Source organism: Cupriavidus sp. FW305-27 (genome assembly GCF_058787995.1).
In genome coordinates this window covers 66,148-90,710 of record NZ_JBYTAG010000010.1, presented here as the reverse complement: position 1 = coordinate 90,710, position 24,563 = coordinate 66,148, and the positions used below count along the sequence as shown (strand labels likewise).

28 protein-coding genes are annotated in these 24,563 nt (G+C 67.8%); 19 read left to right on the top strand and 9 right to left on the bottom strand.

Translation table 11 applies throughout. The features are described 5' to 3' along the window. Nucleotides 1-4: 4 nt before the first annotated feature. From AC3WRI_RS07115 to AC3WRI_RS07040, 16 genes are all read left to right on the top strand, one after another. Nucleotides 5-808 carry an AzlC family ABC transporter permease gene (locus AC3WRI_RS07115; protein WP_010813880.1) on the top strand — a complete coding sequence of 268 codons (804 nt, stop codon included), beginning with the start codon at nt 5-7 and terminating at the stop codon, nt 806-808. Continuing rightward, entirely contained in the window at nt 805-1,128 is a 324-nt protein-coding gene (locus AC3WRI_RS07110; protein WP_010813881.1) for an AzlD domain-containing protein, read from the top strand. The genes AC3WRI_RS07115 and AC3WRI_RS07110 overlap by 4 nt, the downstream gene beginning before the upstream one ends. Then, nucleotides 1,128-1,871, top strand: coding sequence for an N-acetylmuramate alpha-1-phosphate uridylyltransferase MurU (murU, locus tag AC3WRI_RS07105; RefSeq protein WP_011614547.1), 744 nt, complete (start codon nt 1,128-1,130; stop codon nt 1,869-1,871). Before AC3WRI_RS07110 ends, murU begins: the two co-directional genes overlap by 1 nt. 106 nt (nt 1,872-1,977) lie before the next feature. Further along, complete coding sequence (locus AC3WRI_RS07100) at nt 1,978-3,381, top strand: aminopeptidase P N-terminal domain-containing protein (protein WP_011614546.1); 1,404 nt, start codon at nt 1,978-1,980, stop codon at nt 3,379-3,381. Next, complete coding sequence (locus AC3WRI_RS07095) at nt 3,378-3,857, top strand: hypothetical protein (RefSeq protein WP_010813884.1); 480 nt, start codon at nt 3,378-3,380, stop codon at nt 3,855-3,857. Before AC3WRI_RS07100 ends, AC3WRI_RS07095 begins: the two co-directional genes overlap by 4 nt. Beyond that, complete coding sequence (locus AC3WRI_RS07090) at nt 3,838-5,076, top strand: UbiH/UbiF/VisC/COQ6 family ubiquinone biosynthesis hydroxylase (protein WP_010813885.1); 1,239 nt, start codon at nt 3,838-3,840, stop codon at nt 5,074-5,076. The genes AC3WRI_RS07095 and AC3WRI_RS07090 overlap by 20 nt, the downstream gene beginning before the upstream one ends. Nucleotides 5,077-5,362: 286 nt before the next feature. Continuing rightward, nucleotides 5,363-6,424, top strand: a complete 1,062-nt coding sequence (dusB, locus tag AC3WRI_RS07085) for a tRNA dihydrouridine synthase DusB (protein WP_454749237.1) — start codon at nt 5,363-5,365, stop codon at nt 6,422-6,424. Then, the gene (locus tag AC3WRI_RS07080; RefSeq protein WP_010813887.1) at nt 6,421-6,654 is read left to right on the top strand and encodes a Fis family transcriptional regulator; all 234 of its coding nucleotides are present in this window, start codon (nt 6,421-6,423) and stop codon (nt 6,652-6,654) included. The genes dusB and AC3WRI_RS07080 overlap by 4 nt, the downstream gene beginning before the upstream one ends. A gap of 22 nt (nt 6,655-6,676) precedes the next feature. Next, a complete protein-coding gene (gene purH, locus AC3WRI_RS07075) occupies nt 6,677-8,251 on the top strand; it encodes a bifunctional phosphoribosylaminoimidazolecarboxamide formyltransferase/IMP cyclohydrolase (protein ID WP_010813888.1) in 1,575 nt (524 codons plus the stop codon). Nucleotides 8,252-8,398: 147 nt separating this feature from the next. After that, nucleotides 8,399-8,944 (top strand): crossover junction endodeoxyribonuclease RuvC, encoded by a 546-nt coding sequence (gene ruvC / locus AC3WRI_RS07070; protein ID WP_010813889.1) that lies wholly within the window; start codon nt 8,399-8,401, stop codon nt 8,942-8,944. An 80-nt stretch (nt 8,945-9,024) separates the two neighbouring features. Then, nucleotides 9,025-10,257, top strand: coding sequence for a glycerophosphodiester phosphodiesterase (locus AC3WRI_RS07065; RefSeq protein WP_492292920.1), 1,233 nt, complete (start codon nt 9,025-9,027; stop codon nt 10,255-10,257). A gap of 78 nt (nt 10,258-10,335) precedes the next feature. Next, nucleotides 10,336-10,917, top strand: coding sequence for a Holliday junction branch migration protein RuvA (ruvA, locus tag AC3WRI_RS07060; RefSeq protein ID WP_010813891.1), 582 nt, complete (start codon nt 10,336-10,338; stop codon nt 10,915-10,917). Nucleotides 10,918-10,975: 58 nt separating this feature from the next. Beyond that, the gene (ruvB, locus tag AC3WRI_RS07055) at nt 10,976-12,034 is read left to right on the top strand and encodes a Holliday junction branch migration DNA helicase RuvB (protein WP_492292918.1); all 1,059 of its coding nucleotides are present in this window, start codon (nt 10,976-10,978) and stop codon (nt 12,032-12,034) included. A gap of 202 nt (nt 12,035-12,236) precedes the next feature. Further along, the gene (locus AC3WRI_RS07050; protein ID WP_010813893.1) at nt 12,237-12,830 is read left to right on the top strand and encodes a hypothetical protein; all 594 of its coding nucleotides are present in this window, start codon (nt 12,237-12,239) and stop codon (nt 12,828-12,830) included. 44 nt (nt 12,831-12,874) lie between these two features. Beyond that, nucleotides 12,875-13,459, top strand: a complete 585-nt coding sequence (locus tag AC3WRI_RS07045; protein WP_010813894.1) for a BPSL1445 family SYLF domain-containing lipoprotein — start codon at nt 12,875-12,877, stop codon at nt 13,457-13,459. 167 nt (nt 13,460-13,626) lie between these two features. After that, entirely contained in the window at nt 13,627-14,352 is a 726-nt protein-coding gene (locus AC3WRI_RS07040) for a queuosine precursor transporter (protein WP_010813895.1), read from the top strand. 2 nt (nt 14,353-14,354) lie between these two features. On the opposite strand, the gene AC3WRI_RS07035 is transcribed toward AC3WRI_RS07040, so the two are convergent. The 4 genes from AC3WRI_RS07035 to tyrS form a co-directional block, all read right to left on the bottom strand. Beyond that, on the bottom strand, nt 14,355-15,029 hold the full coding sequence (locus AC3WRI_RS07035) for a histidine phosphatase family protein (RefSeq protein ID WP_011614543.1): 675 nt from the start codon (nt 15,027-15,029) through the stop codon (nt 14,355-14,357). A gap of 64 nt (nt 15,030-15,093) precedes the next feature. Then, on the bottom strand, nt 15,094-15,741 hold the full coding sequence (locus AC3WRI_RS07030; protein WP_011614542.1) for a YbhB/YbcL family Raf kinase inhibitor-like protein: 648 nt from the start codon (nt 15,739-15,741) through the stop codon (nt 15,094-15,096). A gap of 51 nt (nt 15,742-15,792) precedes the next feature. Continuing rightward, nucleotides 15,793-16,254: a D-aminoacyl-tRNA deacylase gene (dtd, locus tag AC3WRI_RS07025; RefSeq protein WP_010813898.1), complete on the bottom strand. Its 462-nt coding sequence runs from the start codon at nt 16,252-16,254 to the stop codon at nt 15,793-15,795. A 10-nt stretch (nt 16,255-16,264) separates the two neighbouring features. Continuing rightward, nucleotides 16,265-17,506, bottom strand: a complete 1,242-nt coding sequence (gene tyrS, locus AC3WRI_RS07020; protein WP_010813899.1) for a tyrosine--tRNA ligase — start codon at nt 17,504-17,506, stop codon at nt 16,265-16,267. Between the two features lie 245 nt (nt 17,507-17,751). Between tyrS and AC3WRI_RS07015 the strand changes: the two genes are divergently transcribed. Further along, a complete protein-coding gene (locus tag AC3WRI_RS07015) occupies nt 17,752-19,143 on the top strand; it encodes a M23 family metallopeptidase (protein WP_011614541.1) in 1,392 nt (463 codons plus the stop codon). 11 nt (nt 19,144-19,154) lie between these two features. Next, on the top strand, nt 19,155-20,285 hold the full coding sequence (locus AC3WRI_RS07010; RefSeq protein WP_010813901.1) for an anhydro-N-acetylmuramic acid kinase: 1,131 nt from the start codon (nt 19,155-19,157) through the stop codon (nt 20,283-20,285). Here AC3WRI_RS07010 and AC3WRI_RS07005 read toward each other — a convergent pair. Next, nucleotides 20,282-21,187, bottom strand: coding sequence for a LysR substrate-binding domain-containing protein (locus AC3WRI_RS07005; RefSeq protein WP_492292916.1), 906 nt, complete (start codon nt 21,185-21,187; stop codon nt 20,282-20,284). The two genes, AC3WRI_RS07010 and AC3WRI_RS07005, sit on opposite strands and share 4 nt — an antisense overlap. Nucleotides 21,188-21,278: 91 nt before the next feature. Between AC3WRI_RS07005 and AC3WRI_RS07000 the strand changes: the two genes are divergently transcribed. Then, nucleotides 21,279-22,076, top strand: coding sequence for a phytanoyl-CoA dioxygenase family protein (locus tag AC3WRI_RS07000; RefSeq protein ID WP_492292914.1), 798 nt, complete (start codon nt 21,279-21,281; stop codon nt 22,074-22,076). 59 nt (nt 22,077-22,135) lie between these two features. Here the strand turns inward: AC3WRI_RS07000 and erpA are convergent, their stop codons facing one another. From erpA to rplM, 4 genes are all read right to left on the bottom strand, one after another. Next, nucleotides 22,136-22,504 (bottom strand): iron-sulfur cluster insertion protein ErpA, encoded by a 369-nt coding sequence (gene erpA, locus AC3WRI_RS06995; RefSeq protein WP_010813904.1) that lies wholly within the window; start codon nt 22,502-22,504, stop codon nt 22,136-22,138. A 101-nt stretch (nt 22,505-22,605) separates the two neighbouring features. Next, nucleotides 22,606-23,094: a bactofilin family protein gene (locus AC3WRI_RS06990; RefSeq protein WP_436220829.1), complete on the bottom strand. Its 489-nt coding sequence runs from the start codon at nt 23,092-23,094 to the stop codon at nt 22,606-22,608. A 255-nt stretch (nt 23,095-23,349) separates the two neighbouring features. Beyond that, complete coding sequence (gene rpsI / locus AC3WRI_RS06985) at nt 23,350-23,742, bottom strand: 30S ribosomal protein S9 (protein ID WP_010813906.1); 393 nt, start codon at nt 23,740-23,742, stop codon at nt 23,350-23,352. A gap of 12 nt (nt 23,743-23,754) precedes the next feature. Next, nucleotides 23,755-24,183 carry a 50S ribosomal protein L13 gene (rplM, locus tag AC3WRI_RS06980; RefSeq protein ID WP_010813907.1) on the bottom strand — a complete coding sequence of 143 codons (429 nt, stop codon included), beginning with the start codon at nt 24,181-24,183 and terminating at the stop codon, nt 23,755-23,757. Between the last annotated feature and the right edge of the window lie 380 nt (nt 24,184-24,563).

The following is a 24,563-nucleotide window of genomic DNA, read 5'->3' as shown; positions in this document are numbered from 1 at the left end:
CGCCGTGCCCGACAACCAGCCCGTTCTGCGCGACCACCGCGCGCCCGCCATCACCGCCGCCGGCGAATGGCTGGCCGGCGCGCGCGCGCTCGCGCCGATGCTGCTGGGCGTGGTGCCGTTCGGCCTGATCTACGGCGTGCTGGCCGTCGGCGCCGGCATGCCGGCGTGGCTGGCCTGCGCGATGAGCGTGGTCGTGTTCGGCGGCGCCTCGCAGATGATCCTGACCCAGTTGTGGACCGCCGGCACCCCGGCAGTGGTGATCACGCTGACGGTGGCCATGGTCAACCTGCGCCATGCGCTGTATTCCGCCACCATCGCGCCCACGCTCGCGCACCTGCCGCGGCGCTGGAAGGCGCTGATCGCCTACCTGCTGACCGACGAAGCCTTTGCCGCGATGACGCACCGGCTTGGCGACAGCGGCCCGCGCGCCCGCTACCGCCACTGGTACTACTTCGGCGGCGGCTTCGCGCTGTGGGCCAGCTGGCAGCTGTCGACGCTGGCCGGCGTGCTGGTCGGCGCCCAGGTGCCGCGCGACTGGCCGCTCGACTTCTTCCTGCCGCTGACCTTCATCGGCATCATCGTGCCGGGCCTGAAGCACCGCTCGCACGTGGCCGCGGCGCTGGCCGCCAGCGTGCTGGCGGTGGCCTGCTACAGCCTGCCGCACAAGCTCGGGCTGATGGTGGCGGCGCTCGGCGGCATTGCCGTGGGCATGCTGCTGCTGGGCCGCGGCAACCGCCCCGGGCAACGCCCGGCCAGCCGTGGCGCCGATGCCACGCCAGGCGGAACAGCCGGCAAGGAGGCCGCATGAGTGCGATGACCCTGCTGTGGGTCTTCCTTGCCGCGGGCCTGGCAACCTTCCTGATCCGCCTGTCGTTCATCGCCGTGGAAGGCCGCGTGCGGCTGCCGTCGTGGTTCCGCACCGCGCTGCAGTTCGTGCCGGCAGCGATGCTGTCGGCGCTGATCGCCCCTGACCTGCTGATGCAGCATGGCGAGCTTGCCCTCACCCCCGCCAACGCGCGGCTGGTGGCCGGCGTGGTGGCCATCCTGATCGCCGCTCGAACCCGCAGCGTGGGCTGGACCATCGCCGGTGGCATGGCCGCGCTGCTTGCCCTGGAGGCTCTGTTCTGATGAAGGCCATGATCTTCGCCGCCGGCCGCGGCGACCGCATGCGTCCGTTGACCGATACCTGCCCCAAGCCGCTGCTGGCGGTGGGCGGCAAGCCACTGATCGTCTGGAAGATCGAGGCGCTGGCGCGTGCCGGCCTGCGCGACATCGTCATCAACCATGCCTGGCTGGGCGGACAGATCGAAGCCGCGCTGGGAGACGGCAGCCGTTTTGGCGTACGGCTGGCCTATTCTGCCGAGGGCACTGCGCTGGAAACCGCCGGTGGTATCGCACAGGCCCTGCCGCTGCTGTCCGCGCACCCGGAGCGCGGCGAGATCTTCCTGGCCGTGTCGGGCGACATTTTCTGCGACTACGACTTCCGCAGGCTGTTGCCTCGCGCGCACGACATGGCCGGCGCGCCCGCCCCGCGCATGCACCTGGTGATGGTGCCCAACCCGGACTTTCACCCGAACGGCGACTTCACCTTGCAACCGAACGGGCTGCTGACGCTCGACGGGACACTGGCCAACGGTGGCGAACGGCTGACATTCGGCAATATCGGCCTGTACGACACGCGCCTCTTCACCGCCATCGAACCTGGCACCAAAATGCCGATGACACCCTACTACTGGGAGGCCATCGAGGCCGGCGCCGCTACCGGCGAACGCTTCGACGGGCGCTGGGAGAACGTGGGCACGCCGGCGCAGCTGGCCGAGCTGGATGCGGCGCTTGCGACAGCAGCGCCTGTGGCGGCGCACGGGCGCTAGGTCGACTGACTGGGCGGGGGCTGGCAAGGCGCCCGGACGATCCCGCGGCCAGCGAGGCGCCAGCGGCGGTAGAATCGCCCTGATCCTCCTCATCCCAGGCCCTACCATGTCCTCACCCGACAACGCCCTCCTCGCCGCCTGCCGCGACCGCCGCGCCCGTGTGCTGCAGCACCTGCGCGCCGGCGGCGGCGGTGTGGCGATCCTGCCCACGGCGCCGGAAGCCATGCGCAACCGCGACAGCGACTACCCGTACCGGCACGACAGCTATTTCTATTACCTGAGCGGCTTTACCGAGCCCGAGGCCGTGCTGGTGCTGGTGGCCGGCGCGCCGGGCGACCCCGCCGATGCCGACCGCAGCATCCTGTTCTGCCGCCCCAAGCATGAAGAGCGCGAGATCTGGGACGGTTTCCGTTTCGGCCCGGATGGCGCGCGCGCCGTGTTCGGCTTCGATGAAGCGCATTCGGTCGAAGAGATCGACGCCGCGCTGCCGCCGCTGCTGGCCAACCGCGCGCAGATTGCCTACCCGCTGGCCGACTCGACCCGCACCGACGTGCAGATGCGGCGCTGGATGGACGCCGTGCGCATGCAGGGCCGCGCCGGGGTCGCCGCGCCGTCGGTTGCGCTCGACATCCGCACCGTGCTCGACGAAATGCGCCTGTTCAAGGATGCCGGCGAGCTGGCCACCATGCGCCGCGCGGCGCAGATCTCCGCCGGCGCCCATGTACGGGCCATGCAGGCCACCCGCGCCGGACTGCGTGAATACCACCTGGAGGCGGAACTGCTCTATGAGTTCCGCCGCCATGGCGCGCAGAGCGTGGCCTATAACTCGATCGTCGCGGCCGGCCCCAACGCCTGCGTGCTGCACTACCGCGCCGGCCCCGCCGAACTGAGGGACGGCGACCTCTGCCTGATCGATGCCGGCTGCGAGTTCGACGGCTACGCCTCGGACATCACCCGCACCTTCCCGGTCTCGGGCCGCTTCTCGCCGGCGCAGCGAGAGCTGTACGACCTGGTGGTGGCCGCGCAGGACGCCGCCATCGCCGAGACCCGCGCCGGCGTGCCCTACAACGTGCCGCATGACGCCGCCGTGCGCGTGCTGGCGCAGGGCATGCTCGATACCGGCCTGCTCGACCGCAACAAGGAAGGCACGCTCGACGACGTGCTCGCCAGCGGCAGCTACCGCCGCTTCTACATGCACCGCACCGGCCACTGGCTTGGCATGGATGTCCATGACGTGGGCGAATACCGCGTGGCCAGCCACGGCGGCGAAGGCGAGCGCCCGTGGCGGCCGCTGCAGCCGGGCATGGTGCTGACCATCGAGCCCGGCATCTATGTGCGCCCGGCCGAGGACGTGCCCGAGCGCTACTGGCATATCGGCATCCGCATCGAGGACGACGCCGTGGTCACCGACGGCGACTGCGAGCTGATCACGCGCGGCGTGCCGGTGCTGGCCGACGAGATCGAGGCGCTGATGCGCGATAACGCCAATGCTGCCGGAGGTCTGCGATGATCGGCTGGCTGCGCAGGATCTTTCCGGGCCAGGCCCGCAGCGGCAGCAATGCTGGCAGCGACCGCCGGCCCGATCCGTCCGAACCCTTCATCATCAACCTGTACGACGACCGCGTGGTGGTGCACCGCCCCGACGGCCAGCGCGAGGAAGTCGCCTGGGACACGCTCGAGCGCGTGGTGGTCCGGGTGTCCGACCGCGCGCCCTGGGCCGGCACGGCCTGGCTGATCCTGATCGGCACGCCCGATTCGGGCCAGGGCTGCGTGGCGCCGCTGAATGCCGCCAACCATGGTGCACTGCTTGAGCAGCTGCGCGCACTGCCGGGTTTCAACCACCAGAAGCTCGAGAACGCGCTGCGCGACGCCGCGGCCGGCAAATCGCGCTCGGATGCGATCTGCTGGAAGCGCGATGCGGCAGCACCAACGGAGGCGGATGCGGGTCATGCAGGAGGCAGCGACGATGCCGGCCGCGCAGCCTGATTTCCAAAGCCTGCGCGATATCGCCATCGTCGGCGGCGGCCCGGTCGGGCTGGCGCTGGCCTGCCAGTTGCTCCGCACTACCAGCTGGCGCCTGACACTGGTCGATGCCGCCACGCCGGCGCGCGCCGCGCGCGATCCGCGCGCGATCGCGCTGTCGCATGGCAGCCGCCAGCTGCTGGAGCAGATCGGCGCCTGGCCGGTGCCCGGCAGCCCGATCGAGCATATCCATGTCTCGCAGCGCGGCCGCTTCGGCCATGTGCGGCTGCACCATGACGACTACGGCGTGCCGGCGCTCGGTTACGTGGTCCGCTACGGCGACTTGTGCGAGGCACTGGAGCGCGCGCTCGCCCATGCCGCGCAGGCGGCGGGCGAAGGCCGGCTGCAGCGTGTGTTCGAGACCCGCATCGACCAGATCGCACAGGATCCTGCGCCGAGCGCCGCGGACGATCCCGATGCCGGCGCCGTGCAACTGGCCGGCACCGGCCACGACGGCCAGGTGGCACACCTGGCCGCGCGCCTGGTGGTGCAGGCCGAGGGCGGGCTGTTCCACCAGCAGGCCGCCCACCAGGGCCGCGGCGCGCGCACGCGCGACTACCGCCAGACCGCGGTGATCGCCCATGTGACCTGCTCGCGCCCGCAGCCGGGCTGGGCCTGGGAGCGCTTTACCGACGAAGGCCCGCTGGCGCTGCTGCCGCACGAGGAGCATGGCGTGCCGGGCTATGCGCTGGTGTGGTGCTGCCCGCCGGACCAGGCCGCGCGGCGCATCGCGCTGCCGGAAGCGGAGTTCGCGGCGGAACTGGGCCGGGCCTTTGGCGACCGCATGGGCCATTTCACGCTGGCCGGCAAGCGCCATGCCTTCCCGCTCGGCCTGAATGCGGCCCCGGTGACCGTCAACGGCCGCGTGGCGGCGGTCGGCAATGCCGCGCAAACGCTGCACCCGGTGGCCGGACAGGGACTCAACCTGGGCTTGCGCGACGCCTTCGCGCTGGCCGATTCGCTGCGCAGCGCCTGCACGCCGCAGGCGCTGCAAGCCTTCGCCAGCCGCCACCGGCTCGACCGCGCCGTCACCATCGGCGTGACCGACCTGCTGCCACGTGTGTTCGGCATCGCCTACCCGCTGGCCGCGCACGCGCGGGGCGCGTCGCTGGCCGTGCTGGCCTGCCTGCCGCCGCTGCGGCATGCGCTGGCGCGCCACATGATGTTCGGGATGCGTCGCTGACCCCGCCAGTGGCGCAAGCGCCACGCGCATGGCGGCGTTTGCGCCACGGCCCCTGCCCGGTTGCGCTCCGGATGCTCAAATCTTGGGCAATGGCGATGGTTTGGCGGTAGAATCCTGCCCTCGCACATGTCCCAATCCAAGGCCGGCTGCAGTTTCGGCAGGGGCATGTTTTTCCGTTTCGTCTTCCGTCTCAGAGCAGGCTGTCCCGACCCCTTCCCTGGCGCCATCCACGCCGCGAGGGCGCGCTACGGTCACCGGGACGGCCTCTCAGAACCGCCGCCCAACCGTGCAGATCGGACCTCACCAACTCCGCAACAACCTGTTTGTCGCCCCGATGGCGGGCGTGACGGACCGGCCCTTCCGCCAGCTGTGCAAGCAGCTCGGCGCGGGCTATGCGGTGTCGGAAATGGTGGCGTCCAACGCACAGCTGTGGAAGAGCGAGAAAACCATGCGCCGCGCCAACCACGCCGGCGAGGTCGAACCCATCGCCGTGCAGATCGCCGGCGCCGAGCCGTCGATGATGGCCGAGGCCGCGCGCTACAACGTGGACCGCGGCGCGCAGATCATCGACATCAACATGGGCTGCCCGGCCAAGAAGGTGTGCAACGTCGCCGCCGGCTCGGCCCTGCTGCAGAACGAGCCGCTGGTGGTGCGCATCGTTCAGGCCGTGGTCGGCGCCGTGGGCGACCGGGTGCCGGTCACGCTGAAGATCCGCACCGGCTGGAACCGCGAGAACCGCAATGCGCTGCGCATCGCGCACATGGTCGAGGACGCGGGCATCAGCATGCTGACCATCCACGGCCGCACCCGCGCCGACCTGTACCACGGTGACGCCGAGTACGAGACCATTGCCGCGGTCAAGGCAGCGGTCTCGATCCCGGTGGTCGCCAACGGCGACATCACCACGCCGCAGAAGGCAAAGCAAGTACTGGCGCTGACCGGCGCGGACGCGATCATGATCGGCCGCGCGGCGCAGGGCCGGCCCTGGCTGTTCCGTGAGATCGAGCACTTCCTGAAGACCGGCGAGATGCTGCCGTCGCCGGAAGTGGCCGAGATCCGTGCCATCATGAATGCGCACCTGGAAGACCACTACGCCTTCTATGGCGAATTCACCGGCGTGCGCACCGCGCGCAAGCATATTGCCTGGTACACGCGCGGGCTGCGCGGCGCCAACCTGTTCCGCCACCGCATGAACACACTGGAGAGCACCGCCGAACAACTGGCGGCGGTCAATGCGTTCTTCGACGAGCAGGCGCAGATCTCTGACCGGCTGGTGTACGTGGACGACGCAGCACAAGACCAAGACGAAGCGAACAACAACAAAAACGGGGAGTTGCTTGCCGCATGAGCCGCAACGCTATCGACCAGTGTATCCGGGAAAGCCTGGACACTTATTTTCGCGACCTGGACGGCGAAGAGCCGTCGAATATGTACAACATGGTGCTCGAGGCGGTCGAACGGCCGCTGCTGGAAGCCGTGATGGTGCGCGCCGAGCGCAACCAGTCGCTGGCCGCCGCCTATCTGGGCATCAATCGCAATACGCTGCGCAAGAAGCTGCAGCAGCACGGTTTACTTTGAATTTGAAGCGTCTCCCACAGCCATGATCAAGCAAGCCCTACTCTCCGTTTCCGACAAGACCGGCATCGTCGATTTCGCGCGCGAACTGAACGCGCTCGGCGTCACGCTGCTTTCCACCGGCGGCACCGCCAAGCTGCTGGCCGACAGCGGCCTGCCCGTGACGGAGGTGGCCGACTACACCGGCTTCCCGGAAATGCTCGACGGCCGCGTCAAGACACTGCATCCCAAGGTCCACGGCGGCATCCTGGCGCGCCGCGACCTGCCCGAGCACATGGCCGCGCTGGCCGAGCACGACATCCCGACCATCGACCTGCTGGTGGTGAACCTGTACCCGTTCCAGCAGACCGTGGCCAAGGATGACTGCACCCTGCCCGACGCGATCGAGAACATCGACATCGGCGGCCCGACCATGCTGCGTTCGGCGGCCAAGAACCATCGCGACGTGACCGTGATCGTCGACCCGGCCGACTACGCCGTGGTGCTCGACGAAATGCGCGCCAACGCCAACAGCGTCGGCTACGACACCAATTTCCGCCTGGCCACCAAGGTGTTCGCGCACACCGCCCAGTACGACGGCGCCATCACCAACTACCTGACCAGCCTGGGTGCCGACAAGTCGCACCAGGGCCGCAGCGCCTACCCGCAGACGCTGAACCTCGCCTTCGACAAGGTGCAGGAAATGCGCTACGGCGAGAACCCGCACCAGTCCGCCGCGTTCTACCGCGACCTGAGGGCCGTGGACGGCGCGCTGGCCAACTACGTGCAGCTGCAGGGCAAGGAACTGTCGTACAACAACATCGCCGACGCCGACGCGGCCTGGGAATGCGTCAAGTCGTTCGACGCCGCCAGCGGCGCCGCCTGCGTCATCATCAAGCACGCCAACCCGTGCGGCGTGGCGCTGGGCGCGAATGCGCTGGAAGCGTATGACAAGGCCTTCAAGACCGATTCGACCTCGGCCTTCGGCGGCATCATCGCCTTCAACGTCGAGCTGGACGAAACCGCCGCGCAGGCCGTGGCCAGGCAGTTCGTCGAAGTGCTGATCGCCCCGTCGTTCAGCGCCGGCGCGCGTGCCGTGTTCGCGGCCAAGCAGAATGTGCGCCTGCTGGAGATCCCGTTGGGCCAGGGCATCAACCAGTATGACTTCAAGCGTGTCGGCGGCGGCCTGCTGGTGCAGAGCCCGGACGCCAGGAACGTGCAGCCGTCCGAGCTGCGCGTGGTGACGCGCCGCCACCCGAACCCGAAGGAAATGGACGACCTGATGTTCGCCTGGCGCGTGGCCAAGTTCGTCAAGTCCAATGCCATCGTGTTCTGCGGCGGCGGCATGACGCTGGGCGTGGGCGCGGGCCAGATGAGCCGCGTGGATTCGGCCCGCATCGCCAGCATCAAGGCGCAGAATGCCGGCCTGACGCTGGCCGGCTCGGCAGTGGCCTCGGACGCGTTCTTCCCGTTCCGTGACGGCCTGGACGTGGTGGTCGACGCGGGCGCGACCTGCGTGATCCAGCCGGGCGGCTCGATGCGCGACGACGAAGTGATCGCCGCCGCCGACGAACGCGGCATCGCCATGGTGGTGACCGGCACGCGCCACTTCCGCCACTAAGCACTGGCAGGCTTGCGGCCTTGCCTGGCAAGGCCGCCGGCTCCGAAGCGGTTTCGTTCTCCTGCAAGGGAAAGCGAAACCGCTTTTTGCCTTAGGTGCCGGTGCAAAAAGCAATACACTAGCGACGGCATCCATCCTACCCACCCAATGCGAATCCTAGGCATCGACCCCGGCCTGCGCACCACCGGCTTCGGCGTGATCGAGAAGCACGGCAACAAGCTTGCCTACGTGGCCTCGGGCACGATCAAGAGCGACGGCAATTCAACGTTGCCGGAACGGCTGAAGACGCTCTACGACGGCATCAGCGAAGTGTCGCGCACCTATGCACCCGACTGCGCGGCGATCGAGAAGGTCTTCGTCAACGTCAACCCGCAGTCCACGCTGCTGCTCGGCCAGGCCCGCGGCGCGGCGATCTGCGGGCTGGTGGGCTACGGCTTGCCGGTGTTCGAGTACACCGCGCTGCAGCTCAAGGTGGCGGTGGTCGGCTACGGCCGCGCCAACAAGGCGCAGGTGCAGGAAATGGTGACGCGGCTGCTGATGCTGCCCGGCCAGCCCGGCAGCGATGCGGCCGATGCGCTCGGCGTGGCGATCTGCCATGCCAACGGCAGCGATACCCTGGGCACGCTGTCGGGCCTGGCGCCCGACCTGGTGCGCAAAGGCATGCGCGTGCGGCGCGGGCGGCTGGTCGGCTGAACACGCCAGCGGCTGGCGCTTGCTGTGCCCGCTTCCCCATCTCTTACAATCGGGCCTTGGTCTCACCACAGGAACGCTGCATGCCTAGTCAGTCCCGGTTGAGCGCGCCGCGCCGGCGCCCCAGCCTCTTCCCTGTTCTTGCCTTCCGGCGTTGGCTGTTTCCGGCCGCCGCGGCCTGCGCCGCGCTGGTCGCGGGCTGCGCCACCGCGCCGCGCCCTAAGCCCGTGTCCGCGGCTCCGGTGCCGGCACCCGCCGCGAGCGCTGCGCCTGCGGCCGCCGCCACCCAGCCTCCCAAACCGCTGGTGATCGCCCATCGCGGCGCCAGCGCGCTGCGCCCCGAACATACACTTGCCGCCTACGCCAAAGCCATCGAGGACGGCGCCGACGCCATCGAGCCCGACCTGGTCATGACACGCGACGGCGTGCTGGTAGCGCGCCACGAGAACGACATCACCGGCACCACCAACGTGGCCGAACTGCCGCAGTTCGCCGAGCGCAAGCGCACCAAGGTGATCGACGGCGAGCGCCTGAGCGGCTGGTTCACCGAAGACTTCACGCTGGCGGAGCTCAAGACGCTGCGCGCGCGTGAGCGCATCCCGCGCCTGCGCCCGGACAATGCGCGCCTGAACGACCAGTTCGAGGTGCCGACCTTCGACGAGATCGTGCGCCTGGCCGAGCAGGCCGCGCTGCGCACCGGCAAACCCATCGGCATCTACGCAGAGCTGAAGCACCCGAGCTACTTCCGCGGCATCGGGCTGCCGCTCGAGGACAAGCTGGTGGCCGCGCTGCGGGCACAACCCTACCTGCGCAACGCACCCGTGTTTATCCAATGCTTCGAGACCGGCAGCCTGCGCGCGCTGCGGCGCACGCTTGGCAGCGGGCAGCACAACGTGAAGCTGGTGCAGCTCATCGGCAACCCGCGCAAGGGCCCGGCCGACTGGAAGCTGGCGGGCGACGGCCGCACCTTCGGCGACATGCTGGGCGCGACCGGCCTGCGCGAGGTGGCAGCCTATGCCGACGGCATCGGCCCCGAGAAGAGCAGCGTGGTGCCGCGCGATGCGCAGGGCGCGCTGGCTGCGCCGACGCCGGTGGTGCGCCAGGCGCATGCTGCCGGGCTGTTCGTCCATCCCTACACCTTCCGTCCGGAAAACAGCTTCCTGCCCAAGGCGCTGCAGGCCGGCGGCGACGACGCCACGCGCAGCCCGTCCGGCATGGAGCGGGAGGTGCAGGCCTTTATCGCGGCCGGCATCGATGGCTTCTTCACCGACGACCCGGCGCTGGGCCGGCGCGCGGTGGATACGCCGGCGCGCTGACCCCGGCAGGGCGGCCGCTGGGCTACACTTGCGGCCGCCTGGTCCCTGACCCCCACCTTCCATTCCCTCCTCCGCACCATGATCGGACGCATCGCCGGCACCCTTATCGAGAAGAATCCCCCGCACCTGCTAGTCGATTGCCACGGCGTCGGCTACGAGGTGGACGTGCCGATGAGCACCTTCTACAACCTGCCCGCGGTGGGCCAGCCGGTGACACTGCTGACGCAGCTGATCGTGCGCGAGGACGCGCACCTGCTGTACGGCTTCGGCACCGCATCGGAGCGCAACACCTTCCGCGAGTTGATCAAGATCACCGGCATCGGCGCGCGCATGGCGCTGGCGGTGCTGTCGGGCATGTCGGTGCCCGAGCTGGCGCAGGCCATCACGCTGCAGGAAGCCGGCCGCCTCACGCGCATTCCCGGCATCGGCAAGAAGACCGCGGAGCGGCTGCTGCTGGAGCTCAAGGGCAAGCTGGGCGCGGAGCTGGGCCACGTGCCGGGCACGCCGGCGGTGCCGGACAGCGCCGTCGACGTGCTCAATGCGCTGCTGGCGCTGGGCTACTCGGAAAAGGAAGCCGCCGCCGCGATCAAGCAGGTGCCGGCGGGGACCGGCGTGTCGGACGGCATCAAGCTGGCGCTCAAGGCATTGTCCAAGGCTTGAGACCTGCATAGGCGCGTAGAATGGCGGATTGTTGCCGCTGTCCGGGCCCCTGACCGCCATGATCGAAACTGACAAGCTTGCCGCCCCCGCCCGCGTAATTGCCGCCACCCCCGCCTCGTCGCAGGAGGAGGCGTTCGAGCGCGCGCTGCGGCCCAAGCTGCTGGACGAGTATGTCGGCCAGGAAAAGGTGCGCGGGCAGCTCGATATCTTCATGCACGCCGCGCGCAACCGGCGCGAGGCGCTGGACCACGTGCTGCTGTTCGGCCCGCCGGGCCTGGGCAAGACCACGCTGGCCCACATCATCGCGCGCGAGATGGGCGTCAACCTGCGCCAGACCTCGGGCCCCGTGCTGGAGCGCCCGGGCGACCTGGCCGCGCTGCTGACCAACCTGGAAGCCAACGACGTGCTGTTCATCGACGAGATCCACCGGCTCTCGCCGGTCGTCGAGGAGATCCTGTACCCGGCGCTCGAGGACTACCAGATCGACATCATGATCGGCGAGGGCCCGGCGGCGCGCTCGGTCAAGCTCGACCTGCAGCCGTTCACGCTGGTGGGCGCCACCACGCGTGCCGGCATGCTGACCAACCCCCTGCGCGACCGCTTCGGCATCGTGGCGCGACTGGAGTTCTATACCGCCGATGAGCTGGCCCGCATCGTCACGCGCTCGGCGCAGCTGCTGCATGCCCGTATCGACCCGCAGGGCGCGCTGGAGATCGCCCGGCGCGCGCGCGGCACGCCCCGTATCGCCAACCGGCTGCTGCGCCGGGTGCGCGACTACGCCGAGGTCAAAGGTGACGGGAACATCACCCGCGCCATGGCAGACGCGGCGCTGGCCATGCTGGACGTGGACAGCGTCGGCTTCGACCTGATGGACCGCAAGCTGCTGGAAGCAGTGCTGCACAAGTTCGGCGGCGGCCCCGTGGGCGTGGACAACCTCGCCGCGGCCATCGGCGAGGAGCGCGACACCATCGAGGACGTGCTCGAGCCCTACCTGATCCAGCAAGGCTACCTGCAGCGCACGCCGCGCGGGCGCGTGGCCACGACTGCCGCCTACCGGCATTTCGGCCTGGCCAACCCGCAAGGCAGCGGCGCCAGCGAACTGTTCGGCGACGCCTGACAGCACGAAGCAGCAACAGCGCCTTGGCAGGGCCCCGGCGCAGCACCAATTAAACGTTTTAATTTCGCGCTCCAAATTTTTTCGAAGTGGATTGCTGGCCCGTGGCCGATTGTCCACAATGGCTTTATCGGCACCGGCCCGGTGCTGCGATGGCCGCGCCCCGCCAGGCACGGCACCTTCACAAATACGTCAAGGAAAGCCAATGATTCGCCATTCGTCCAGCCTGCTCGCCGCAGCCCTCGCCGCCACCGCGTTCGCCGCCGGCAGTGCCAACGCCCAGCGCCCGCCGGCGCCGGTCGGCGTGGCCGAAGAGGCGGTCATCAGCGGCAAGATCGTCGATATCGATCCCGAATCCAAGGCCGTGCTGGTCCAGGGCCCGCGCGGCAACGTGGTCGAACTGGTGGCTGGCGACGAGGCCCGCAACTTTGGCCAGATCCGCAAGGGCGACATCCTCACCGTGGCGCGTGGCGCCGCGCTGGTCGCCGCGCTTGAGCCGGTCGACAGCAAGGCCACCGCACTGGCCGAATCGGTCGACCGCACCACGCGCGCCGCCGAGGGCGGCAAGCCCGGCATCATGCGCGAGATCACCACCACAGTGACCGCACAGATCACCAAGGTCGACCCGGCCAAGCGCCTGATCACCTTCCGCGGTCCGCGCGAGACGCTGCGCACCGTGAAAGTGCAGGATCCGGCCATCGACCTGAACGGCATCAAGCAGGGCCAGATGGCCAAGATCGTCTACCGTGAAGTCGTGGCCATTACGGTCAAGGCACCCGCGGCAGCCGCAGCCAACTGAGCCACTGAGCCAGACGCGGTACTTTTCCCATCAGGAGGTTACCTATGAATCGTCGCCACTTTGTTACCCGGGTTGCCGGATCGGGCCTGCTCGTTGCCACCGCAATGGCGGCAGGCTGCACCACCACCGGCACCAGCGCCTCGAAGGACCCGGTCGCCAAGAAGCAGGAAATCGATGCAGGGGTGGACGGAGCGCTGAACCGGCTGTTCTCCGCCAACCCCGGCGCACGCGACCTGGCGCAGCGTGCGCAAGGAGTCCTGGTGTTCCCGCGTGTCATCTCGGCCGGCCTGGTGGTAGGCGGCGAGTACGGCGAGGGTGCGCTGCGATCGAAGGGCGCGACGGTCGGCTACTACAGCACGACGCAGGCCTCGGTCGGGCTGACCGCCGGCGGGCAGTCCAAGGCCGTCATCATCATGTTCATGACCCCGGAGGCCTACAACAAGTTTGTTGCCAGCAAGGGCTGGACCGCCGGCGCCGATGCCAACGTGGCGGTGGCCAAGGTCGGCGCGGACGGCAGGCTCGACACCCTGACCAGCCAGCAGCCGGTGATTGCCTTCGTGCAGACCAATGCCGGCCTGATGTTCGACGTCTCGGTAAACGGCTCCAAGATCAGCAAGCTGGATATCTGACCCGGCCACCCGGCTGCGCCGCTCCACCTGAAATTCCCGGCTTCGGCCGGGAATTTTCATTTCAGGCGGCCGCAGCAACGCTTGCGCATGCCGCGGCAGAATCCGGGGTCCGCTGGCATAATCGCGCCCAAAACACCGCGCGCCAGCGCGTCCGACCGGGAGCCCCCATGTCCGCCATCCCCGCCAGCGCAGGCCCCGCTGGCCGCGTCTACCGTTACTATGACTTCGTCATGGTGGCCTTTGTTACCGTGCTGCTGTGCTCGAACCTGATCGGCGCGGCCAAGGCGGCACAGGTGACGCTGCCCGTGATCGGCACGGTGACCTTCGGCGCCGGCGTGCTGTTCTTCCCGATCTCCTACATCTTCGGCGACGTGTTGACCGAGGTCTACGGCTACGGCCGCGACCGGCGCGTGGTCTGGGCCGGCTTTGCCGCGCTGGCTTTCGCCACCTTCATGAGCCTGGTGGTGCTGAACATGCCGGTGGCGCCCTTCATGGCGGACTACCAGAAAAGCCTGCAGGACGTGTTCGGCAACACCTGGCGGATTGCGCTCGGCTCGCTGATCGCCTTCTGCTGCGGCAGCTTCACCAACAGCTACGTGCTGGCCAAGATGAAGCTGTGGACCTCGGGGCGGTGGCTGTGGACGCGCACGATCGGCTCTACGCTGGCCGGTGAGCTGGTCGACTCGTCGCTGTTCTACGTGATCGCGTTCTACGGCATCTGGCCGCTGGAAAAGGTGATCCAGGTGGCAGTGGCGCAGTACGTGCTGAAGACCGGCTGGGAAGTGGTGATGACACCGGTGACGTACAAGGTGGTCGGGTTCCTGAAGCGGGCCGAGAACGAGGATTATTTCGACCGCAATACCGACTTCACCCCGTTCCGCGTCCGCGTGTAGCGCTAAGGCACGCGCCGGTCCACCTCGTCCAGCGACAGGTTTTCAAGGTGGCTGACATCGCCCCACTGCGCCAGCGTCAGGTGGCTGCTGTCGCTGCGTAGCCGGTTGACGCTGGCATTGAGCAGTTCATGCTGGCGCGGTGCTTCCAGCGTCATGCCGGTGGCCTCGCGGTACAGGCAGTCAAGCACGCCACCGTGCGCCACCAGCGCGATGCGCTCGCCGGGATGCCGGCGCGACAGCGCCAGCACCACCTCGACCGCGCGCTCATGGAAGCCCAGCAGCGACTCGCCTTCAGGCGGCGCGTAGTCCGGCACGCGCGCCTGCCAGCGGGCGAAATCCTCGGGCAGGTGCTCGGCTACTTCGGCGTAGGTCTTACCCTGCAGCGTGCCGTAGCTGCGCTCGCGCAGGCGCGCATCGGGGCGCACCTGCAGCCCGAGCACCTCGGCCAGCGGCGCAGCGGTTTCCATCGCACGCGACAGGTCGCTGGCATAGACCGCATCGATCGGCTCGCCCGCCAGCGCCGTGGCCAGCGCGCGCGCCTGGGCGCGGCCGGTCTCGTTCAGGGGAATGTCGAGCTGGCCCTGCAGCCGGCGCTCCCGGTTCCAGGCCGTTTCGCCGTGGCGGATCACGATCAGGTGGGTATAGGCCAGCGAATGCGGCCCGGGGCTTTGCGACATGCCGTTTCCTTCGGGATTTCCTTTGAGGCCGGCGCCGCGCGGCTGGCGCGGCCCCGGCCAGACGTTATTTCGCCAGATTGGGGTTCAGCGTATAAGTGCCGGTGAGGCTGGCCTGCGCCAGCACATGGCCCTGGATCGCCTCGCGCACCTGCGCGCCGGTGAAGGTGCCATCGAGCGGCAGCCGGTCGATGTCCAGCGCATACAGCGTGAACACGTAGTGGTGCAGCAGCGTGTCGTTCCACGGGGGGCACGGGCCGTCATAGCCGTAGTAGTCGCCCTTCATGTCGGCATCGCCGGCGAACCAGCCGGTGTAGTCGTTGATGCCGTGGCGCAGGCCGCCCGCGGTGGCGGTGCCGCCGGTGGCTTCGGGGCCCGGCTTGCCGCGCGCGATCACGCCGTCGCTGTGCGAGCCCGCCGCGATCGAGGTCAGGCCCGGCGGGATGTCGACCAGCACCCAGTGGAAGAAGTCAACGCGCGGCAGCGCGGCCGGCACTTCGCGGCCTTCCTGGTTGACGTCGTCGCCCTTGCTTGGCACGTCGCGGTCGTGGCAGATCAGCACGAACGAGCGCGTCTCGGCCGGGGCGTCTTCCCAGCGCAGGTCGGGATTGCGGTTATTCGACAGGGCCACGTGGGCGGCGGCGTCGGGCACGCAGAAGGCGAACTCGCCGGGAATCGGCGCGTTGTCGTTGAAGGACTTGCTCCAGACTTTCATTTGTCTCTCCTGTCTTGGTGCCGCGCCGGGGCGCGGCAGCTTGGAATCTGTTCAGGCCGGCGGCACCCGCAGCCAGAAGGTGACCGGGCCGTCGTTGACCAGGCTGACCTGCATCATCGCGCCGAACTCGCCTGTCTGCACCTGCGGATGGGCGGCGCGCGCCTGCGCCACGAAATGCTCGTACAGGCGCCGGCCGTCCTCGGGCGAGGCAGCGGGCGTGAAACTCGGCCGCGTGCCGCTGTTGGTATCGGCCGCCAGCGTGAACTGCGAAACCACCAGCAGCCCGCCGGCGTTGCCGTTGCCGTCCATGTTCTGAACCGGCAGGTTCATCTTGCCGGCAGCATCGGAAAACACCCGGTACGACAGCATCTTGGCCAGCAGCCGCTCGGCCTGCGCCTCGGTGTCGCCGCGCTCGGCGCAGACCAGCGCCAGCAGGCCGGCGCCGATTTCACCGGTGGTGCGGCCTTCGACCGTGACGCGGGCCTGGGCCACCCGCTGGATCAGCGCGATCATCCCGGCCGCCTCAGGCCAGCGTCACGCGCGCGAAACGGCGCTTGCCCACCTGCACGACATAGGTGCCCGCTGCCACCCTGGTGGCCTTGTCGCTGACCGTGGCGCCATCGATCTTGACGCCGCCCTGCTCGATATTGCGGTTGGCTTCCGAGGTGGACGGCACCAGGTTGGCCTGCTTGAGCAGCTGCGCGATGCCCAGCGGCGCGCCAGTCAGGCTCACTGCCGGGATATCGTCCGGCACGCCGCCGCGGGCGCGGTGGTTGAAGTCTTCCAGCGCCTTCTCGGCATCGGCCTGGCTGTGGAAGCGCGCCACGATTTCCTGCGCCAGCAGCACCTTGCAGTCGCGCGGATTGCGGCCCAGCGCGATTTCCTGCTTCATCAGCTCGATCTCGGCCAGCGGGCGGAACGACAGCAGCGTGTAGTACTGCCACATCAGGTCGTCCGAGATGCTCATCAGCTTGCCGAACATCTCGTTAGGCGCCTCGGTCACGCCGACGTAGTTGCCCTTGGACTTGGACATCTTCTCGACGCCGTCCAGGCCCACCAGCAGCGGCATGGTCAGGATGCACTGCGGCTCCTGGCCGTATTCCTTCTGCAGCTCGCGCCCGACCAGCAGGTTGAACTTCTGGTCGGTGCCGCCGAGCTCCAGGTCTGACTTGAGCGCGACCGAGTCATAGCCCTGCATCAGCGGGTACAGGAACTCATGCACGGAGATCGGAATCCCGGAGCGGAAGCGCTTGGTGAAGTCGTCGCGCTCCATCATGCGCGCCACGGTGTACTTGGCCGCCAGCTGGATCATGCCGCGCGCGCCCAGCGGATCGCACCACTCGCTGTTGTAGCGGATCTCGGTGCGGGCCGGGTCCAGCACCAGGCTGGCCTGGCGGTAGTAGGTCTGGGCGTTGGCCTCGATCTGCTCGCGCGTGAGCGGCGGGCGCGTGCTGTTGCGGCCCGACGGATCGCCGATGGTCGAGGTGAAGTCGCCGATCAGGAAGATCACCTGGTGGCCGAGGTCCTGCAGCTGGCGCAGCTTGTTCAGCACCACGGTATGGCCGATATGGATGTCGGGCGCGGTCGGATCCAGGCCCAGCTTGATGCGCAGCGGCACGCCGGTGGCCTCGCTGCGCGCCAGCTTCTGCGCCCATTCGGATTCGATCAGCAGTTCGTCGCAGCCTCGCTTGGAGACTTCCAGGGCCTGCATCACCGACGGCGTCAGGGGGTATTTGGCCGTGGGGCCCGTGGCAACTTCAGTCATGACGTAAGTCTTTGAAATACTTGAAATTTTAGGAAATTTCCTGACAGCCGCCAGGGCCGGATTTTGGTATAATCCGCGATTCCCGGCGCCTACGGAAGCCTTTCCAGTGCGCCACCCGCCACTTTATGCAGCAGTGCAGGCGGCCAAATAACAGTGAAGAGCCCGCGCCGCACCTCGGGGGAGGAAGGCAGACGAGACACATCGTCCCCGGCAGCGGTGCTCAGACCAAGGTTGAATTTTACGTGATGTGGTCCAGACTCCGCGAAGTTTTCGCGCGTGAGCTGGTGGTTCTTGTCGATCCGACCAACCCCCAGCACGCGCGGCGGCGCAAACAACTGACGGCCTCGGTGGGCGCAATCTTCACGCTCGGCATGGCCGCGGCGATGGGCGTTGCGCCGCGCAGCGCCTTTGACGATCCGCTCGCACCGCGCACGCAGCAGGCGCTGCGCATGCCCGACGTGCGCGAGCAACTTGAACAGCTTACCGACAGCCAGGCCGTCTACGTGCGCGAAGAACGCATGCAGCGCGGCGACACCATCGCCAGCCTGCTCAAGCGGCTGGGCGTGGACGATGCCGACGCGCAGGCGTTCATCGTCAAGAACCCGACCGCGCGCGGCCTGTTCAACCTGAACCCCGGCCAGGCGGTGCAGGCGGAGATCGACGAAAGCAACACGCTGGTGTCGCTGCAGGCCAACCTGGGCGGCGACGCAGCCGCCTCGCGCGAGCTGGTGATCGAACGCGTGCGCGCGGCCAGCGACAACACCGCCGCCACCTACAAGGCCAAGGTGCAGCGCGTCGACAATGACGTGCACTATGAGATGGCCTCGGGCGCGATTTCCGCGGGCGGTTTCTTCAAGGCCATGGACGCGGCCAACGTGCCCGACGAAGTCGTGCAGCAGATGCTGTCGATCTTCTCCGGCGTGATCGACTTCCACCACGACATCGCCAGCGGCGACCGCTTCCGCATCATCTACGAAGCGGGCTTCCGCGACGGCACCTTCGTGCGCAACGGCCGCGTGGTCGCACTGGAGCTGATCAACCGCAACCAGCTGCACCAGGCGCTGTGGTTCGCGCCCGAAGACAGCAAGGACGGCGGCGCCTACTACACCTTCGACGGGCGCAGCATGAAGCGGCCGTTCCTGCGTTCGCCGGTGGAATTCTCGCGCGTGTCGTCGGGCTTCGGCGGGCGCGAGCATCCGCTGCATCATGACTGGGCGCAGCACAAGGGCGTGGACTTCGCCGCCCCGACCGGCACCAAGGTGCTGGCCACCGGCGACGGCGTGGTCGAGTTCGTGGGCCAGCAGAACGGCTACGGCAATATCGTCATCCTGAACCACGCCAACGGCTACTCGACCTACTACGCGCACCTGTCCGGCTTTGCCGGCATGCGCCAGGGCCAGCCGGTGCGCCAGGGCCAGCTGATCGGCTATGTCGGCTCGACCGGCTGGGCCACCGGCCCGCACCTGCACTATGAGTTCCGCTTCAACGACGTGCCGCAGAACCCGCTGACCATCACGCTGATGGAATCGCCAACGCTGACCGGCAAGTCGCGCCAGGAATTCCTGACCTACACCAGCGGGCTGCTCAGCCGCATCAATGCGCTGCGCACCTACAACGTGCTGACCGCCTCCAACTGACCGCGCCCATCGTGACCCAGCCCGCGCCTGGCAGCGAACGCTATATCGGCATCATGTCCGGCACCAGCATGGACGGTGCCGACGCAGTGCTGGTGGATTTCAGCGGCGCGCGGCCCGCCGTGCTGGCGGCCGCCAGCCAGCCTTTCCCCGACACGCTGCGCGCGGCATTCTCTGCCCTGCAGCAGCCGGGCGAGGACGAGATCCATCGCGAGGCGCTGGCAGCCAATGCACTGGCGCAGGTCTACGCCGACTGCGTGGCGGCACTGCTGAGCGAGGCCCAGGTCGACGCGGCCGCGGTGGCCGCCATCGGCGCCCACGGCCAGACTATCCGCCACCGGCCGGGCCTGTACGACGGCATCGGCTACACCCGCCAAAGCCAGCATCCGGCGCATCTGGCCGAGCTCGCCGGCATCGACGTGGTGGCGGACTTCCGCAGCCGCGACCTCGCCGCCGGTGGCCAGGGCGCGCCGCTGGTGCCGGCGCTGCACCATGCGCTGTTCGGCAGCGACGCCGAAACCCGCGTTGCCTGCAATATCGGCGGCATCTCCAATATCAGCATCCTGCCCGCGGCGGGCGGCGCCGTCAGCGGCTTTGACTGCGGCCCGGGCAATGCGCTGCTCGACTACTGGGTCGGCCGCCACCGCGGGCTTCCCTTCGACAGCAACGGCGACTGGGCCGCCAGCGGGCGGGTCGACGCCGCGCTGCTGGCGCAGTGCCTGGCCGAGCCCTACTTCAGCGCAGCACCGCCCAAGAGCACCGGGCGCGACCTGTTCCATCCGGGCTGGCTCGAAGCCCGTCTCGCCTCGTTCCAACACCTCGCGCCTGCCGATGTGCAGGCGACACTGGCCGCGCTGACTGCCGAGGCCATCGCGCGCGACATGCGCACCCATGCGCCTGATGCGCGCCGCCTGATCGTCTGCGGCGGCGGCGCCCGCAATGCGTTCGTGATGGCACGACTGACGCAGGCATTGCCCGGCGTGGCCATCGAGACCTCGGATGACTACGGCGTGCCGGTGTCGCAGGTCGAAGCCATCGCCTTTGCCTGGCTGGCACGCCAGTGCCTGCTGCGCCTGCCCGGCAACGTGCCCACCGTGACCGGCGCCGCCGGGCCGCGCGTGCTGGGCGCGATCTATCCGCGCTAACGCAGGCGCATCGCGCCGCCCGCCTCCACCCAATCCATGAACGCTTGTGCCAGCGGCGAGGCCCGCATGGCCGGCGAGCGCGCCAGCACCACGCGCTGCGGCGTCACCGGCTCGCGCAGCGGCAGGCAGGCGATCGGCACGCCGTCGTAGCTGTGGTCGCCGGCCGGGCGCGTGCACGACAGCGCCACGCCATAGCCGTGCGCCACCAGTCCGCGTTGCATCTCGAAGGTCTGCGTGTACTGGTGCAGCACCGGGTGCAGGCCATGCGCCCAGAACAGCGACAGGAAGTACTCGCGCGTCTGCGGGATGTCCTCGAGGATCAGCCGTTCGCCGGCCAGGTCGGCCAGGCTCACATCGGTGCCGCTTGCCAGCGGATGGCCGGCGGGCAGCAGCGCATAGGGTGCCAGTTCCGCCAGCGTGCGGCGCTCGGTGCGGGAATCGAGCCCCAGTTCATAGGTCAGCGCCAGTTCGGCCTTGCCCGCCTGCAGCGTGCGGTGGACGGTCGCCAGGTCGGCCTCGAACAAGGTCACCGAGATGCCCGGATGGTGCCGGCGCAGCCCCGCCAGCAGACGTGGCACAAAGTACGGCCCGAGGTCCTGGAAGCAGGTCAGCGAGAGCTGGCCGGTCAACCCCCGGCCGGTGGCGTCGTCCACGGTGAGGCCGGCCGCCAGCGCAAGGATGTCTCGTGCCCGCCCCAGCAGGCGCTGACCGGCGGGCGTCAGCGACAACCCACGGCTGACCTGGCGCCTGAAGAGAGGCTCGCCCAGAGTGTCTTCCAGCTGCGCGATCGCGGTGGAGACAGACGGCTGCGACACATGGCGCGCGCGAGCCGCCGCGCTGATGCTGCCGTGCTCGGCTGCGGCGACAAAGTATTCGAGCTGGCGGAAAGAGAAGGGGATCATGATTTCCTATATCGCAACATAGGAAATATATGCTTTTCCTATCCCCAATGCATGGCGATACTGGGCACATCGCCCCCCACACAATATCGCCATGAACATCACCCAGGAACACATCGACACCTACCAGCGCGACGGCGTGCTGGTGCTGCGCGGCGCTTTCACCGACTGGGTCGAACGGCTACGCGACGGCTTTGCGCAGAACCTGGCCGAGCCGGGCCCCTTCGCCATCGAGAACGTACGGCCCGGCGAAAGCGGGCGCTTCTTCGAGGACTACTGCAACTGGCAGCGCATTACGCCGTTCGATGACTTTATCCGCCAGTCGCCGGCGGCTGCCATTGCCGGGCGCATCATGCAGTCGCAGGCGGTGCAGGTGTTCCACGAACACATCCTGGTCAAGGAGCCCGGCACGGCCAAGCCCACGCCGTGGCACCAGGACCTGCCCTACTACTGTGTCGACGGCACCCAGACCGCGAGCTACTGGATCCCGCTGGACCCGGTGACGCAGGCCAATACCCTGAGCGTGGTGGCCGGCTCGCACCGCTGGGCGCGGCTGGTGCGGCCCAAGCGCTGGGCCAGCAACGAGAACTTCTATGGAGGTAACGACGCCTTCATGGAGATGCCGGACGTGGAAGACGGCAGCTACACCCTGCTCGCACCGGAACTGGAGCCAGGCGATGCCGTGGTGTTCGACTTCCGTACCGTGCATGGCGCTGCCGGCAATAGCGGCAGCGGGCGCCGGCGAGCGTTCTCGGCGCGCTTCCTGGGCGACGACGTGCGCTTCATGCAGCGGCCCGGGCGCACCTCACCACCCTTTCCCGGCATCGATCAGCAGACCGGCGAGCGCATGCGCGAAGACTGGTTTCCCGTGGTCTGGCGCGCCGCGCGGTAAGCCATCGTGGAAAAGAAAAAACGCACCCGAAGGTGCGTTTTTTTCTGGGCCGGTGCCGGTCAGACCGAGAACGACGAGCCGCAACCGCAGGTGGTCGAGGCATTCGGGTTCTTGATCACGAACTGCGCGCCGTTGATGTCTTCCTTGTAGTCGATCTCGGCGCCGACCAGGTACTGGTAGCTCATCGAGTCGATCAGCAGGGTGACGCCGTTCTTGACCATGGTGGTGTCGTCTTCGTTGACTTCCTCATCGAAGGTGAAGCCATACTGGAAGCCGGAGCAGCCGCCGCCCTGCACGAACACGCGCAGTTTCAGTTCGGCATTGCCCTCTTCCTCGATCAACTGCTTGACCTTGTCGGCGGCGCTGTCGGTAAAGACGAACGGTGCCGGCACGTCCTCGGTAACGGGTGCCTCTGCGACTGCGTTCATGGGGGGTTCTCCTGTTTAGATACGCCTGTATTCTAAGCGCTACTGAAAGATCGTGCCGAAACCCTGTGTTTTCAAGGGGTTCCCGGCATGGCGGGTGCCGCTCAGGCGGCCTTTTCAGTGGGTTGGGTGTCGGCAGCGGGCGTTGCGCGGTCCGTGACAGCAGCCTCGTCCGCCGCTTCCGTCACTTCGACCGCCGGCGCCGCCTCGACCAGGTTCGGCAGCGCCTTGATCTCGCCTTGCACCAGCGGCATCAGGCGGCCTTCGACCAGCGCGCCCTGGTGCATTTCCAGCGCCGCATAGCGCACGTCGCCCAGCACGCGGGCATGCGGCTGCAGTTCGAGCAGGTCGGTGGCCTGCACCGGGCCCTTGACGGTGCCGTTGAGCACCAGGTGGCCGACGCTGATCTCGCCCTCGACCATGCCTTTTTCGCTGACCACCAGCATGCTCGGCTTGCCCGGCGCCGCAGTGACGTTGCCGCGCACGCGGCCGTCCAGGCGCAGGCCGCCCGCAAATACCAGGTCGCCGTCGACGGCGGTGTCTTCGCCGATCAGAGTATCGATCGAAAGGCCCTTCTTTTTCGAAAACAGCATCACTCTCACTCCTCTCTCGTTCGTGCCGAACCCTCCGGCCGTGGCGCATTCGCGCCGGCAAGCAGCACTTGCCGATGGCGACAGGGCGTGATTGTAGCCGCGCGCAGCCCATACCCCACAAAAGTATGGCTGCCCAATCGCTTTTTCGGCAGGCCAGAGTATTTCCGTACCCTGCAGGCGAAAAAAAACCGCACGGCCAGCGTGCGGTTTCTTTGGTCTCGCAAGATCCGGCAGTACCGGACCTGCGAAAACGCATCAGCGCTTCGAGAACTGCTTGCGACGACGCGCCTTGTGGAAGCCGACCTTCTTACGCTCGACTTCACGTGCATCGCGCGTGACGTAGCCAGCCTTCGACAGGGCCGACTTCAGGGTCGCATCGTAGTCGATCAGGGCGCGGGTGATGCCGTGGCGCACTGCGCCGGCCTGGCCGGTTTCGCCACCGCCGGTCACGTTGACCTTGATGTCGAACGTTTCAGCGTGAGCGGTCAGTTCCAGGGGCTGGCGCACGATCATCAGCGAGGTTTCGCGAGCGAAATACTCTTTGATGGGCTTGCCGTTGACGATGATATCGCCCTTGCCCGACTTGATGAAGACACGAGCCACAGCGCTCTTGCGGCGGCCAGTACCGTAATTCCAGTTACCGATCATGGATTGGCCTCCTTAGATTTCCAGCGCCTTGGGCTGCTGCGCTTCATGCGGATGCTCGGCTTCGGCGTAAACCTTCAGCTTCTTGATCATCGCGTAGCCCAGCGGACCCTTCGGCAGCATGCCCTTGACAGCCTTTTCCAGGGCACGGCCCGGGAAACGCTGCTGCATCTTGCCGAACGTCGTTTCGTAGATACCGCCCGGGTAGCCCGAATGGCGATAGTACTTCTTGTCCGTTTCCTTGGTACCCGTGACACGCAGCTTGGCTGCATTGACGATGATGATGTAATCACCCGTGTCGACGTGCGGAGTGAATTCCGGCTTGTGCTTGCCGCGCAGACGGCGTGCCACTTCGCTGGCGACACGGCCGAGGACTTTGTCCGTCGCGTCAATCACGTACCAGTCGCGCTTTACCTCATGAGGCTTGGCGGAAAAGGTCTTCATGATTTTTCCTGACTATTAGTTCGTACCCGAAATCCGACTCGCGAAGGCTTGTACTCGCCCCTGCAAGTCTTGTGGCTGGCCCGTGAAGGCTGGCCTGATCCTGCTCTTTCTTCCGCGGGTATGACGGAAAGCCTTCCATTATACTGGCGGCTACCGGAACCGCACAAGCAAAGACTGACCTTTTCGTCAAGGTCGCCGCCATCGCGGGCCCAAACCAGGGCAGCGTCGCGCGCTTTTCAGTGCTTAGCGCGCCAGAACGCAGGGGCGAAAAAAAACCCAAGCGGTTGAGCTTGGGTTTGAATCCACCAAAGGAGGAGGGTGGAGGAGACACTGGGAGATCGACGGAGGGACTGGCGGGCGGTGCGGCTTGCCCTGGGGCT

Excerpts from the sequence above, each read along its gene's own strand:
- AC3WRI_RS07110 (WP_010813881.1), top strand. The coding sequence starts at position 805 with ATGAGTGCGATGACCCTGCTGTGGGTCTTCCTTGCCGCGGGCCTGGCA.
- murU (WP_011614547.1), top strand. The coding sequence starts at position 1,128 with ATGAAGGCCATGATCTTCGCCGCCGGCCGCGGCGACCGCATGCGTCCG.
- AC3WRI_RS07100 (WP_011614546.1), top strand. The coding sequence starts at position 1,978 with ATGTCCTCACCCGACAACGCCCTCCTCGCCGCCTGCCGCGACCGCCGC.
- AC3WRI_RS07095 (WP_010813884.1), top strand. The coding sequence starts at position 3,378 with ATGATCGGCTGGCTGCGCAGGATCTTTCCGGGCCAGGCCCGCAGCGGC.
- AC3WRI_RS07090 (WP_010813885.1), top strand. The coding sequence starts at position 3,838 with ATGCCGGCCGCGCAGCCTGATTTCCAAAGCCTGCGCGATATCGCCATC.
- AC3WRI_RS07080 (WP_010813887.1), top strand. The coding sequence starts at position 6,421 with ATGAGCCGCAACGCTATCGACCAGTGTATCCGGGAAAGCCTGGACACT.
- purH (WP_010813888.1), top strand. The coding sequence starts at position 6,677 with ATGATCAAGCAAGCCCTACTCTCCGTTTCCGACAAGACCGGCATCGTC.
- ruvC (WP_010813889.1), top strand. The coding sequence starts at position 8,399 with ATGCGAATCCTAGGCATCGACCCCGGCCTGCGCACCACCGGCTTCGGC.
- AC3WRI_RS07065 (WP_492292920.1), top strand. The coding sequence starts at position 9,025 with ATGCCTAGTCAGTCCCGGTTGAGCGCGCCGCGCCGGCGCCCCAGCCTC.
- ruvA (WP_010813891.1), top strand. The coding sequence starts at position 10,336 with ATGATCGGACGCATCGCCGGCACCCTTATCGAGAAGAATCCCCCGCAC.
- ruvB (WP_492292918.1), top strand. The coding sequence starts at position 10,976 with ATGATCGAAACTGACAAGCTTGCCGCCCCCGCCCGCGTAATTGCCGCC.
- AC3WRI_RS07050 (WP_010813893.1), top strand. The coding sequence starts at position 12,237 with ATGATTCGCCATTCGTCCAGCCTGCTCGCCGCAGCCCTCGCCGCCACC.
- AC3WRI_RS07045 (WP_010813894.1), top strand. The coding sequence starts at position 12,875 with ATGAATCGTCGCCACTTTGTTACCCGGGTTGCCGGATCGGGCCTGCTC.
- AC3WRI_RS07040 (WP_010813895.1), top strand. The coding sequence starts at position 13,627 with ATGTCCGCCATCCCCGCCAGCGCAGGCCCCGCTGGCCGCGTCTACCGT.
- AC3WRI_RS07035 (WP_011614543.1), bottom strand. The coding sequence starts at position 15,029 with ATGTCGCAAAGCCCCGGGCCGCATTCGCTGGCCTATACCCACCTGATC.
- AC3WRI_RS07030 (WP_011614542.1), bottom strand. The coding sequence starts at position 15,741 with ATGAAAGTCTGGAGCAAGTCCTTCAACGACAACGCGCCGATTCCCGGC.
- dtd (WP_010813898.1), bottom strand. The coding sequence starts at position 16,254 with ATGATCGCGCTGATCCAGCGGGTGGCCCAGGCCCGCGTCACGGTCGAA.
- tyrS (WP_010813899.1), bottom strand. The coding sequence starts at position 17,506 with ATGACTGAAGTTGCCACGGGCCCCACGGCCAAATACCCCCTGACGCCG.
- AC3WRI_RS07015 (WP_011614541.1), top strand. The coding sequence starts at position 17,752 with ATGTGGTCCAGACTCCGCGAAGTTTTCGCGCGTGAGCTGGTGGTTCTT.
- AC3WRI_RS07005 (WP_492292916.1), bottom strand. The coding sequence starts at position 21,187 with ATGATCCCCTTCTCTTTCCGCCAGCTCGAATACTTTGTCGCCGCAGCC.
- AC3WRI_RS07000 (WP_492292914.1), top strand. The coding sequence starts at position 21,279 with ATGAACATCACCCAGGAACACATCGACACCTACCAGCGCGACGGCGTG.
- erpA (WP_010813904.1), bottom strand. The coding sequence starts at position 22,504 with ATGAACGCAGTCGCAGAGGCACCCGTTACCGAGGACGTGCCGGCACCG.
- AC3WRI_RS06990 (WP_436220829.1), bottom strand. The coding sequence starts at position 23,094 with ATGCTGTTTTCGAAAAAGAAGGGCCTTTCGATCGATACTCTGATCGGC.
- rpsI (WP_010813906.1), bottom strand. The coding sequence starts at position 23,742 with ATGATCGGTAACTGGAATTACGGTACTGGCCGCCGCAAGAGCGCTGTG.
- rplM (WP_010813907.1), bottom strand. The coding sequence starts at position 24,183 with ATGAAGACCTTTTCCGCCAAGCCTCATGAGGTAAAGCGCGACTGGTAC.